At 60.8% G+C, this 11231-nt stretch carries 12 protein-coding genes and 1 tRNA gene; 5 read left to right on the top strand and 8 right to left on the bottom strand.

The genetic code is table 11. From position 1 onward, the window contains the following. Positions 1-23: 23 nt before the first annotated feature. From BFR47_RS12010 to dnaQ, 3 genes are all read right to left on the bottom strand, one after another. Positions 24-100 (bottom strand) — tRNA-Asp (locus BFR47_RS12010). A gap of 126 nt (positions 101-226) precedes the next feature. Then, on the bottom strand, positions 227-1375 hold the full coding sequence (locus BFR47_RS12015) for a hypothetical protein (protein ID WP_071473286.1): 1149 nt from the start codon (positions 1373-1375) through the stop codon (positions 227-229). Further along, positions 1360-2097 (bottom strand): DNA polymerase III subunit epsilon, encoded by a 738-nt coding sequence (gene dnaQ, locus BFR47_RS12020; protein ID WP_071473287.1) that lies wholly within the window; start codon positions 2095-2097, stop codon positions 1360-1362. Before dnaQ ends, BFR47_RS12015 begins: the two co-directional genes overlap by 16 nt. Positions 2098-2252: 155 nt before the next feature. On the opposite strand from dnaQ, the gene rnhA reads away from it, so the two are divergent. Beyond that, positions 2253-2714 (top strand): ribonuclease HI, encoded by a 462-nt coding sequence (gene rnhA, locus BFR47_RS12025; protein WP_071473288.1) that lies wholly within the window; start codon positions 2253-2255, stop codon positions 2712-2714. On the opposite strand, the gene BFR47_RS12030 is transcribed toward rnhA, so the two are convergent. After that, the gene (locus BFR47_RS12030; protein ID WP_071473289.1) at positions 2702-3406 is read right to left on the bottom strand and encodes a methyltransferase domain-containing protein; all 705 of its coding nucleotides are present in this window, start codon (positions 3404-3406) and stop codon (positions 2702-2704) included. The genes rnhA and BFR47_RS12030 overlap by 13 nt on opposite strands. Before the next feature lie 47 nt (positions 3407-3453). Between BFR47_RS12030 and gloB the strand changes: the two genes are divergently transcribed. Continuing rightward, positions 3454-4251: a hydroxyacylglutathione hydrolase gene (gene gloB, locus BFR47_RS12035; RefSeq protein ID WP_071473290.1), complete on the top strand. Its 798-nt coding sequence runs from the start codon at positions 3454-3456 to the stop codon at positions 4249-4251. Positions 4252-4314: 63 nt separating this feature from the next. Next, positions 4315-5718, top strand: a complete 1404-nt coding sequence (locus tag BFR47_RS12040; RefSeq protein ID WP_071473291.1) for a LysM peptidoglycan-binding domain-containing protein — start codon at positions 4315-4317, stop codon at positions 5716-5718. A 194-nt stretch (positions 5719-5912) separates the two neighbouring features. On the opposite strand, the gene BFR47_RS12045 is transcribed toward BFR47_RS12040, so the two are convergent. Together BFR47_RS12045 and yciA are read right to left on the bottom strand one after the other, a co-directional pair. Next, the gene (locus tag BFR47_RS12045; RefSeq protein WP_175514106.1) at positions 5913-6785 is read right to left on the bottom strand and encodes an endonuclease/exonuclease/phosphatase family protein; all 873 of its coding nucleotides are present in this window, start codon (positions 6783-6785) and stop codon (positions 5913-5915) included. Next, the gene (gene yciA, locus BFR47_RS12050) at positions 6763-7161 is read right to left on the bottom strand and encodes an acyl-CoA thioester hydrolase YciA (RefSeq protein WP_071473293.1); all 399 of its coding nucleotides are present in this window, start codon (positions 7159-7161) and stop codon (positions 6763-6765) included. Before yciA ends, BFR47_RS12045 begins: the two co-directional genes overlap by 23 nt. An 87-nt stretch (positions 7162-7248) precedes the next feature. Here yciA and yjjX point away from each other — a divergent pair, with 87 nt between their 5' ends. Further along, entirely contained in the window at positions 7249-7830 is a 582-nt protein-coding gene (gene yjjX, locus BFR47_RS12055) for an inosine/xanthosine triphosphatase (RefSeq protein ID WP_071473294.1), read from the top strand. On the opposite strand, the gene BFR47_RS12060 is transcribed toward yjjX, so the two are convergent. Continuing rightward, positions 7754-8563 carry an NAD(P)H-binding protein gene (locus tag BFR47_RS12060; protein WP_071473295.1) on the bottom strand — a complete coding sequence of 270 codons (810 nt, stop codon included), beginning with the start codon at positions 8561-8563 and terminating at the stop codon, positions 7754-7756. The genes yjjX and BFR47_RS12060 overlap by 77 nt on opposite strands. Next, positions 8553-10460 carry a transglycosylase SLT domain-containing protein gene (locus tag BFR47_RS12065; RefSeq protein ID WP_245748914.1) on the bottom strand — a complete coding sequence of 636 codons (1908 nt, stop codon included), beginning with the start codon at positions 10458-10460 and terminating at the stop codon, positions 8553-8555. Before BFR47_RS12065 ends, BFR47_RS12060 begins: the two co-directional genes overlap by 11 nt. 373 nt (positions 10461-10833) lie before the next feature. Between BFR47_RS12065 and hpf the strand changes: the two genes are divergently transcribed. Further along, entirely contained in the window at positions 10834-11163 is a 330-nt protein-coding gene (gene hpf, locus BFR47_RS12070) for a ribosome hibernation-promoting factor, HPF/YfiA family (protein ID WP_071473297.1), read from the top strand. Positions 11164-11231 lie beyond the last annotated feature (68 nt).

An 11231-nucleotide genomic window follows, 5' to 3' on the forward strand; every position in this document is an offset into this window, starting at 1 on the left:
AAAAGCTAAGGGCTTCTTTAAATTGGCGGAGCGGACGGGACTCGAACCCGCGACCCCCGGCGTGACAGGCCGGTATTCTAACCAACTGAACTACCGCTCCAGAGTCTGAAGCAGTTCGCTTCAGACGGGGTAAATCATAATGTCGGCCGAGTACGGGGTCAAGACTAAAACGTACCTTTTAGTACCGTTCGAGCGTTTTTTATACGCAAGCATCAATAATATGCGGTTAACCTGTCGGTTCCGAGGTGTTTTTCCGCTTGTTGAGTGCTCGCTTGCGCAAAAACCATACCGCGGCCAGTACCGCCGCCAACAGCAGGCTCAGTGCGCCCAGCAGGTAAAACAGGGGGAAGTCACTGCCGGCTGGTCGAGCCTCAAGCACGGCCGTGCTCACCGGGGGACTGACCCGGACCACCTGCTTCGCCAGATTAAGCTGGATTTCCCGCCCCTCCCGGGTAGTGGCAAAGGCGCGCCCCTGCCAGTAATAATTGCCGGACTCGAGGGCATCGGGCAGGGTAATGGTACTGCCTGTGCCCGACACGGCGATGATCTGCTGCAACGGTGTCGTCAGCTCCCCCATCACCACCAGCGAGTCGGCGACCAGCTCACCCTTGACGGCCAGCTCCAGCTGCCACTTTCTCTCGGCATCGGGGGTAGAAAATCTCACGCCGAGTGGCATGGGGTAGATCAGTACATTCTGCTCATGGGTGGGCGCCAGCACCCGATTGCTGATTTGGGCCTGAAACAGATACTCACCCGGCAAGGTATCGATGATGGCTTCCGCCGTCAGACTGCCGTCACCGGGGTAGACGTCCAGCCCGATGCCATCATCACGAAAGTCACCGACGACCAGCGGATCCGGAGCAAGCCGGGACTCGTTACCGTTATGCAGCTTAACCAGCTGCGCCTTCAGGGGTAAATCCTGCAGATAATAACCGGCGTCCAGCCGGATATCACGATGATGCAGCTCGGCGTTGAGCTTGAGTACTTCCTGCTGATAAAGCCGTTCTGGTAGCGGTGATACCTGCAATTCGAACACGCTGACCAGTGATATGCCACCGTGCTCCTTGATTTTTCCGGTCGCCTGCCAGGGGCCGGGTTCCGGCTGCCACAGGGTAATCACATCCCGGCTGGGCGTCGCAGCCCAGCTGACCTCGTCCGGATGTTGCTGGTAGTAATATTTACTGCCATCGGGACGGATCAATACCACCGGAGTGCTGGGAGTCTCCCGCTCGATAAGCAGAGTAACGGATGAAATGGACGAGTCGATACGGAAGGTGTTACTCAGCCAGCGCGCCCGCTGTTCGGTGGCCTGGGTCGCCGACACGGCAAACAGTAACGACAGCGAGAACAGGAATGCACCTATTCTCCGCGCCATAGACAACTGCCCCCTTTTTTCATCACCAGATCCAGCCGCGCCTCGTGGGCCTGCAGTTCCTGCTCACCGGCCCGGATCACTCGCAACGGTGCCCGCTCGGCACTCAGGCGACGGATGCCCTGGCCACTGTCCCCCTCCTGCTGGCCATTATCATTCTGCAGGTTGAGCTTGGTCTGGCCACCGGTCATCAGCAGATAAACGTCGGCCAGGATTTCGGCATCGAGCAAGGCGCCGTGCAGGGAGCGATGGCCGTTGTCTATGCCATAGCGGTCGCACAATACATCCAGGTTGTTGCGCTTGCCGGGAAAGATCTTGCGCGCCAGGGCCAGGGTATCGGTGATCTTGCACAGGGCGGCCATGCGTTCGGGCCGTCCCAGCAACTCCATTTCATAATCGAGAAAGCCGACGTCGAAGGGCGCGTTGTGCGCCACCAGCTCGGCACCGGCGATAAACTGGAGAAACTCGTCTACCTTGTCGGCAAAAGGCGGTTTGTCGGCGAGGTACTCATCGGTAATGCCGTGTACCCGAATCGCTTCTTCATCCACCTTTCGATCCGGTTTGAGGTAGACGTGGAAATGCCGGCCGGTCAGGCGGCGATTCACCACCTCCACACAACCGATTTCGATCACCCTGTGCCCGATATAGTGAGGACCGGTATCCATATTCATACCAGTGGTTTCTGTATCCAGCACTATCTGCCGATGATGGCTTTGCTGACTCATCGCTGCTTCCTCTACTCAATCCGGGCGTCAGTATAAATAACTGCCACCATCGGCGCCACCGGGTCCGGTCTCCTGGTGTTCCCGGGGCCGGGCCGCTGGTGGGCAAGGCTCAGCTATGGCAGACTTCCGCTTTATGTTTTTGCTCACGGGTAACGATGAAACAGATCCAGTTGTATACCGATGGTTCCTGCCTGGGTAATCCGGGTCCGGGCGGCTATGGCGCCGTGCTTGTCTACAAACAGCACCGCAAGGAGCTGAGCGGTGGCTACCGGCTGACCACCAATAACCGCATGGAGCTGATGGCAGCCATCGCCGGGCTCGCCGCCCTCAGCGACGACTGCGAAGTGGATCTCACCACCGACAGCCAGTATGTGCGTCAGGGCATTACCCAGTGGATCACCGGCTGGAAGCGCAATAACTGGAAAACCGCCGCCAGGGCACCGGTCAAGAATGTCGATCTGTGGCAGCAACTGGATGAACTCTGTCAGCGCCACCAGGTGCGCTGGCACTGGGTGAAAGGACATTCCGGCCACCCGGAAAACGAACGTTGTGACGAACTGGCGCGGGAAGCGGCACTGAACGATGCCAATCAGGACGACACCGGTTATTCGCGCTGACGTGCCATGCCCGGCTGCAGCGCAGCGGGCACCGGCTTGAGCTGGCGAATGGGGGTCAGCGGATAACGCCGTTTACGCGCCATGATGACATAGACCGCCGCCAGCGAGGGGCAATAGCGGGGGCAGAGCCGACGGCGCCATTGCCCCAGCACCGGCAAGTCGATTATGCCGCTCAACCCGAAGTAATCCCGTTCAATCACCTCAAAACCCAGCAATTTCAGCCAGTCTTCCAACCGTCCCGGCGCCAGCATTCGCTGCCAGGGGGGCAACCGACGGCGTAACGCCGGTATCAGACAGGCTAAGCCGGCGCTGCTGTAGGGATTGAAACCGGTGATGATCAGCCAGCCGTCGTCGCGCAGCACCACTTCGGTTTCGCGCAGTATGGCGTGGGGGTGTTCGCTGTAATCCAGCACATGAGCCAGCAGACAGGCATCGAGGCTGCCGGGGGCGAAAGGCATTGCAGTGGCATTTCCCTGCAGCTCCATCCCTTCGAAGCCGGACTGTCCCATCAGCACCGCATGCCGCAGCCGGCTCTTGCTCAGCGACAGCGCCGCGGCCAGGGCATCGACTTTGAGCAGATTGAAGCCGAACAATGACGGCGCCCATTCGTCCAGACGCAATTGTAATTGCCCGGCAATATGACGACCGCGCAACAGTTGTTGCCAGCTGTCCGGCGTACTGGCTGATTTCATGGCGCCTCTGATAAGCTATTGCACAACATGACCATAAGGACAGTCCCATGCCTAACATTAGTCCCATCCCGGCGTTTCAAGACAACTATATCTGGCTGATAACGAATAACAACCATGCGGTGGTGGTCGATCCCGGCACGGCGGCACCGGTTGAACGGGTACTGGCCGAGCGCCAGCTCACCCTGGACGCCATTCTGATCACCCACCACCACCATGACCATACCGGTGGGGTCGAGGCTCTGCTGGCCCGGTGGCCCCAGGCCCGGGTTTATGCCCCTGCCGCCGAGCCGATGCCGGCCGCGAACGGCATCGCCCTGCACGACGGCGACAAGGTCTCGCTGCCCGAACTGGCACTGGAGATCGAGGTGATGGCGGTACCCGGTCACACCCTGGGGCATATCGCCTACTACGCAGCAGCTCAGGATCAGGCAGCACCAGGCCTGCCACTGCTGTTTTGCGGCGATACCCTGTTTTCGGGCGGTTGCGGTCGTTTGTTCGAGGGCACACCGGCACAGATGCACCACTCCCTCGGCCGCCTTGCCCGACTGCCGGACCAGACCCGGGTGTATTGCACCCACGAGTATACTCAATCAAATCTGGCGTTTTGCCATGCTGTGGAGCCAAATAACCCCGAGTTGAAGAAATACCTGCAAAACGTGGCCAAATTACGCCAGCAGGGCGTGCCGACGCTGCCCAGTTCCATCGGCCTAGAAAAAGCCGTCAATGTCTTCCTGCGCGCCCATCTGGCGGGGGTTCGCGCCGCGGCCCAGATGCATCAGGGAGCGGAGTTGAATGAAGACATCGAGGTATTCGCCGCACTTAGGCGCTGGAAGGACGATTTTTAACGAACTTGATTAAGCTGCTCACAAAGCATACACTGGCCGCCGTTTTTGTGAGACGCAGACACCATGAGAAGACTCTGTATTTTATCCAGTGCCTTGCTCCTGGCGGGCTGCCAGGCGATGTCGACCGATTCGGCACGACATCCCTATGGCCATCAGGAAACAGCTGGAGAGCAGGCAAATAGCCAGCTCTACCCTAAATCAGCGACCTATTCGTCGCTACGGATACAAAGCAAAACCACCAACAGTGGTCGTGCCTACAGCACCGTATCCCATTCATCAACCAAGCGACAGCCTCGCCAACAGGCCGAAGCTCAGCAGCAGAACCTGTGGCTCGAACTGGCCGACAGCATGCAGCTTGATATCCCCCTGGATCATCCCAGGGTCGTGGCCCAACGGAAATGGTACCTCAAGCACCCGGCATATATGCGTTCCGTATCCGAACGCGCCAGACCGTTTCTCTATCTCATCAAGGAAGAGATAGAGAAACGGAACATGCCCATGGAGCTGGTCCTGTTGCCGGTGGTCGAAAGCACCTTCGATCCGCGTGCTTATTCCCATGGCCATGCCGCAGGTCTGTGGCAGATGCTGCAGGGCACCGGCAAGCAGTTCGGGCTGCATTACGACAGCTGGTATGACGGTCGTTACGATGTCATGGCCTCGACCCGGGCCGCACTCGACTATCTGGAATACCTGAACGGTTTCTTCGATGGTGACTGGGTGCTGGCACTGGCGGCCTACAATTCGGGCGAAGGCCGGGTGCAACGCGCCATGAAAGCCAATCGTCGTCAGGGCAAGCCGACCGACTACTGGTCGCTGTCGTTGCCGAAAGAGACTCAGAATTACGTGCCCAAGCTGTTGGCGTTGGCCGATATTCTGATGCACCCGGATCACTACGGCATGGATGTGCCACCGGTGCCCAACCGTCCGCAGCTGGCGGTGGTGGAAGTGGAAGGTCAGGTCGATCTGAACATGGCGGCCGATCTGGCGGGCATGAACCGCAAGCAGCTCAAGCACCTGAACCCGGCTTTCAAGCGCGCCGCCACCTCGCCGGCACGCAATGCCGAAATCCTGGTGCCGGTGGCCCATGCCCAGGGCTTCGAGATCGCCATGGCCGATCTGCCTGAGCAGGAACGCAAGGCCTATCAGCGTTATCAGGTACAGGGCGGTGACAGCCTGGGCAGAATCGCCCGCCGCAACGGCACCAGCATCGAGGCCATCCGGCAGGCGAATAATCTGCGCGGTACCACCATTCGGGTAGGCCAGACCCTGATGCTGCCGACGGCAGGCCGGGCCTCTGCGCCCTCGCTTTCCGACGGTGTTTATCAGGTGCAGGCCGGAGACTCCCTGTCGACCATCGCCAGCCGTTTCAGTGTCAGCATTACCGATTTGCTGCGCTGGAACCAGCTGACAGATAAAAACAGCCTGCGCGCCGGACAGAGCCTGATCGTGACCGCCAACGCCGGGTAATCAACAAGGCGTTACGCCATTGGCTTTCAGCGATGAGTGAACACCAGGAGCCGCCATCATCGAGATGGCGGCTCTTTTTTATGCTGTAGTCGCCCGGTTATGCGACCTGCGCGGTCAGTCCCATCGGAATGGACGGTCGGAATACAGATTCCACCGCCACTGAAGTTTACCCGTGCGAGTTTATCTGACCGGGTTTACTCGAGCGGGTTTGCCTTCCCGCCGCCAGCCTGGGGGGTATCGCTGCCCTTCACCCTGAAACTGACTTTGAGCGGCCCGTGATCCGAGGCCTCGGAGCGCATGCTCTGCGCCTGTTCCAGCGTGAGTCCCCGATAAAACACCGCATCCAGCGGATAGCCGATGAAACGGGTGCGATGATCCGGCGTGGGCACCGCCTCGCTCAGTTGCTCCCGTCCGGCCCAGAGCCGCAGCAGGCGCTCCCGTCGCGGGTTCCAGCGGTTAAAGTCGCCGGCCACGATCACCGGGCCGCCATAATTTTCGATGAACCCGCTGATACGATCCAGCTGCTCCTGATAGGTCCTGCCCCGCAGCGAAAAATTCACCGCATGCAGATTCACCACCAGCAGTTGCTGACTGGCCCCTTCGAGCGAGTAATAACTGAACAGCAGTGATTTGGGGATCCGTGTCGCCGGCTCCCTTATTCGTTGCCCGCAGACCCGGGAGGCCTGCCCCGTCGAGGCGGTCAGCACGCCGTTGGCTTTCTGCTCCCAGTTGAATGCGGCCACCTGAAACCAGTGATAATGCCGCTGCTGCAACCAGTGGTGCAGCTCTTCACTGCTCCGTGCTTCCTGCAACAACAGCAGATTGCTGTCACCGACCCAGCGGTTCAGCTCCGTTTGCCAGTCCCCCTGCTGCTTGTAGATGTTCCAGGTCAGCAGCGAGAAGGTCGATGGCAACGGCTGACTGCCATTCACCGAGGGATGCAGACATTCGGCGGTCATGGGGGCGAAGCCATCGCTCAGCAGCATGGTTTCCGGCACCTCGGGACAGCCGCTCAGCAGCAGCGCCGAAGCCAGCAGCCCGGCTTTAAACGGAAGCTTGAGCGGCACGGGGGCGTCCGTTCTCGTCGATGGCCACATACACAAACTGCGCTTCCGCCACCTTGTAACGAGGCCCGCTTTCCGGCACCAGCACCGGCTTGACCCAGACCTCTACCCGTACAGTCATGGAACTGCGGCCCAGTTTGACCATTTCGCCGTAACAGCACACCACATCCCCCACCTGTACCGGACGCAGAAAGGCCATGTCGCTCACGGCCACGGTACACACCCGCCCCATGGCGATCTCATTGGCCAGCAGGCTGCCCCCCAGATCCATCTGCGACATAATCCAGCCACCGAAGATATCGCCATTGGCATTGGTGTCGGCCGGCATGGCCATGGTGCGCAACAGCAGTTCTCCCCTGGGGGGTTGTTGGTCGGTCATAGCGCTGAAGTCTCCCATCGAATAAGTAAAGTGGCATAATAATCAGCCGGCTCGTCAGCCGCAATTTTCAACGTCAAAAGGTGTTTCATGAAGGTAGTAGTGGCATCACTCAATCCGGCCAAAATCGAAGCCGCCCGCCAGGCGCTGGCGCTGTTGTTCCCGGACCGGGACTGTCAACTGAGCGGCCTGGCCGTGCCGTCCGGCGTTGCCGAACAACCGATGAGCGATACGGAAACCCTGACCGGTGCCCGCAACCGGGCGCTGGCGGCCCGCGCGGCCCGGCCCGAGGCAGAGCTGTGGATTGGTATGGAAGCCGGCATCGAACGGTTGCAGCAGCAGAGCATCACCTTCGCCTGGCTGCAGGTGCTGGGTCACGGGCTGGATAACGCCGCCCGCAGCGCCAGCCTGACCCTGCCCCCTTTCGTCGCCCGGGCGGTCGCCGAGGGAGAAGAACTGGGCCAGGCCATGGACCGCTTGTTCAACCTGAGCAACTGCAAACAGCAGGGCGGGGCCATCGGGGTCCTGACACACAACCTGTTGGACCGACGCCGGGTCTACCGGGACGCCCTGATCCTGGCGCTGGCCCCCTTGATTAATCCCGAGCCTTACGCGCGGCCAGCCACGCAAACCAGTCCGTTACCCAATAATCGAGACCCAGCCAGCCACTGAGGGCACTGCCGTCGATGCACTTGCCCTCGCCGCCGCCGTCGAATTGCGGCGGCGGCAAGTCGCGCAACAAGGCCGCCTCGGTATAAAAGTCGCGCCGGCTGGGGTGATGCGGCGCACTTGCGTTGAGCACCGCCGGCCAGTCCTCACGGGCCAGAATGGCGGGGATGAAACGCAGCAGATCTTCCTGCGCCACCAGATTGACCGGCTCGTCACCGCCCTCGAAACGGCGCCCGGCCAGGAAGCGACCCGGCTCCCGGCTGCCGCCGACCAGCCCCGACAACCGCAGACACAGTACCTGTGCAATACCGCTGTGGCGTACCGCCTGCTCCGCCGCCAGCATCCGCTCGCCCCGGGGGGAGTCCGGAGCGGCATCGGCCTCGGTCTTGTTGCCGAGACCGCCATAGACCGAGGTGGCACTGGTAAACAGCAGTCGCTGCACTCCCGCCTCGGCGGCCAGGGCCGCCACCCGCCCCAGGGTGGTGGCGTAATCATCCACCTTGCCTGGCGGCACGCACAGCACCAGGGTCTGTGCCGCCAGTGCGGCCGGCCAGGCCTGCGGCAGGGGCTCGTTGATGTCCCACACCTGTACGCCGATGCCCGCTCGGCGCAGGCGTTCGGCCTTGGACTCTGAGGTGGTGGTACCGGCCACCCGATAGCCCTGGGCCTGCAGTGTCTTCGCCAGCGGCTCCCCCAGCCAGCCCAGCCCCAGAATGACAATACGCTCAGTAGACATCACCCAGCTCCTTCGGAGTCAGAAATACCTTCGGCTGCCCCAGCATATCCTGATAAATCACCGAAAATGCCAGCACATTCTGCACATAACCCCGGGTTTCCCGGTAAGGAATGTTTTCTACCCACACATCCAGCGGGCGACTGCCGCTCTCCTTCAGCCAGCGATTGATGCGGCCCGGGCCCGCATTGTAGGCGGCAATGGCCGGCACCCGGTTGTTGTTGTAACGGCCCAGCAGCTCCTTGAAGTAGCTGGAACCCAGCTGTACGTTCACCTCGGGGCGATACACATCGGCCGGATATCGATAGTCATCGATGCCGTGCTTGCGGGCGGTTTCTTTGGCGGTTGCCGGCATCAGCTGCATCAGGCCACCGGCGCCCACCGGCGAGCGGGCCTGAGCATAAAAGGCACTTTCCTGGCGGGCGATGGCAAACAGTGTGGCTTCATCCAGCCCCAGCCGCCGGGCCTGGCGCTGGAATAGTTCCCGGTATACCACCGGGAAACGCAGATCAAGATGATCCCAGGCGCGGATCTGGATGCTGGCCACGATGGATTTATCGTACCAGCCCCGACTCAGGGCGAGGCTGCCCAGCGCCAGTCCCTCGGCTTCGGTGACCCGGCCCAGCAGGTGGTACCATTCGGTGCGTGCCGCCGTCTTGTCGCCCAGCGCCAGCCATTCTTCCACCCGTGACACCGCCGGCCACTGCAAACGGGCCTGACTCGGAGACGGCGCCGACACCAGGGGTTTCTTCTGCAATGAGTACTGATGTCGCCCCTGCTGCGCCGCCAGGAAGCCATAGTAGTCCCGGTTACCGGCCGCCTGCTGCCAGGCCTTGTCGCCCTCGGCGTGACGGTTTTGCGCCTTCAGCGCCCGGCCTCGCCAATATTGCCAGCGGCTGTCCTGCTGCGCGGATGCCGGCAGGCGGTCAATCCAGCCGGGCAGGCTGCCCCAGTCCTGCTCCCAGATCGCCAGCCGGGCTCGCAGCTCGAACAAATCTGCATCGCCCACGACCGGCAGACGGCTGTCGAGCCAGCTGCGGTAATCCCGGGTGCGATTAAACATCAATCTCCGGGCCAGTTGCCGTTCAATGCCGGCAACCAGCTGCTGGCTCAGGCCGGCCTGACGCTGATATTTGGGGTAAAGGCTCATCACCAGCTCGGGTTTGCTGTCCGCCAGCCGGGTCAGGGCCGAGGCCACTGCCGTCTTGCGGCGCGTATTGTCGGCGCCGAGCAGCCGGGAGCCAGCCAGTTGCTCGGGATCCTTGTCGAGGGACAGCAGAAACTCCCCGTCTGGCCGGGCGGAGGTGCTCAACTGGCGGCCAAGGTAACTCAGCAGGCCATCCTGACGGTGCTCAAATGCCAGCAACATTCGCTGCCAGATGTGTTCATCGCTACGCCCACCTATGCTGCTCCAGGCATCAAACAACGGGTTGCAGATATCGGGGCGGGAATAGCCGTGCAACCACAGCCGCTCGGCACCGGCGATGGCCGTGGCCCGGTCACCCGTTGCCCACTTGGCCCGGTAATGGGCGCACTGCAATTCGATGCTGTTGGGCAAGGCAGGATAGAGTGCCAGAAACTCCTGCCAGCGCTGCTCCCGCGCCAGCCGGAACAGGTAGCGGCGTTCGAGTCGGTCTGCCAGCAAGGAATCGGAATGCCGACTCATGAACTGGGTGAGCTGCGCCGTGGTCAGCTGTGCCATCCGGTCATCCAGATATTGATAATCCAGATAAACCGTCAAGGGATAAGCATCCAGTCCCTGGCGCAGCCGTTTGTAGGCGGCAATGTCGTTACTTTTCAGCGCCTGCTCGGCCTGCCGGTACTGCTCGCGCAATGGCGAGGCCTGAACGCTGACACCCAGGCTTAACAGCAACAGTCCCACTCCCAACCAGCCTTTCACGGCGCACTCCCTAATATGGCGTTGTAGAGCGCTATCCTAAGGAATAGTGGCAACACTGCCAATGGGGGACGAGAAATTCTCTGTTCGGGCGGAAGATTCAGGCAAGACGGTGTCAGGCAGGACAACTATACCGGGGTAAATCGGGAGAATCCGTTGGCAGGGAGAGAGACTTATCCGATCGAGTCTGACCTGTTTCACCGCTCCCTGACAAGGGGTTTGTGGCGGTAGCGGCGTTCCGATCACAGATTTTGGCCGCGACGGGGGATGGGCCATGAAAAGTTGACACAGATCACAAAATTAAATCGCTGCCGGGTTAATCTGAAGCCGTACACAAGAAGTGGTACACATACCAAGCAACACTCAGGGGGTCTTTATGTCCATTACCATTACCAGCAACGTTATCGACATTTCTCCCGCTATCCGTGAACGGATTGAAAGTCGCTTCGAGAAGTTGAACCGGCGCCAGGTTGCGCTAATCAACCCCCATGTGATCATTCAGAAAGAGGGACAAAACTATCTGGTGGAGGCGAACGCCGGTGTCCCCAACGATACCCTCTTTGCCCAGGCAGAAGATGAAAACCTGTACGCGGCCATCAAGGAACTGGGACAACGGCTGGAACGCCAGCTGAACCGTTATGCCGACAAACCGCTGGCCCAACGTACCCACGCCGCTCAGCCGGTCGTCGTGGAAGAAGAAGAGTAACCCACCCGGCTCGGGAGCTGTGTTGCCCCTCCTGATCCGCTGATATCTGAACCGGAACCGCAATAGGC

Origin of the sequence: Oceanisphaera psychrotolerans (assembly GCF_001870485.1) — a bacterium.
GTDB lineage: Bacteria > Pseudomonadota > Gammaproteobacteria > Enterobacterales > Aeromonadaceae > Oceanimonas > Oceanimonas psychrotolerans.

Coding starts and splice junctions, on each gene's coding strand:
- BFR47_RS12015 (WP_071473286.1), bottom strand. CDS start 1,375: ATGGCGCGGAGAATAGGTGCATTCCTGTTCTCGCTGTCGTTACTGTTT.
- dnaQ (WP_071473287.1), bottom strand. CDS start 2,097: ATGAGTCAGCAAAGCCATCATCGGCAGATAGTGCTGGATACAGAAACC.
- rnhA (WP_071473288.1), top strand. CDS start 2,253: ATGAAACAGATCCAGTTGTATACCGATGGTTCCTGCCTGGGTAATCCG.
- BFR47_RS12030 (WP_071473289.1), bottom strand. CDS start 3,406: ATGAAATCAGCCAGTACGCCGGACAGCTGGCAACAACTGTTGCGCGGT.
- gloB (WP_071473290.1), top strand. CDS start 3,454: ATGCCTAACATTAGTCCCATCCCGGCGTTTCAAGACAACTATATCTGG.
- BFR47_RS12040 (WP_071473291.1), top strand. CDS start 4,315: ATGAGAAGACTCTGTATTTTATCCAGTGCCTTGCTCCTGGCGGGCTGC.
- yciA (WP_071473293.1), bottom strand. CDS start 7,161: ATGACCGACCAACAACCCCCCAGGGGAGAACTGCTGTTGCGCACCATG.
- yjjX (WP_071473294.1), top strand. CDS start 7,249: ATGAAGGTAGTAGTGGCATCACTCAATCCGGCCAAAATCGAAGCCGCC.
- BFR47_RS12060 (WP_071473295.1), bottom strand. CDS start 8,563: ATGTCTACTGAGCGTATTGTCATTCTGGGGCTGGGCTGGCTGGGGGAG.
- hpf (WP_071473297.1), top strand. CDS start 10,834: ATGTCCATTACCATTACCAGCAACGTTATCGACATTTCTCCCGCTATC.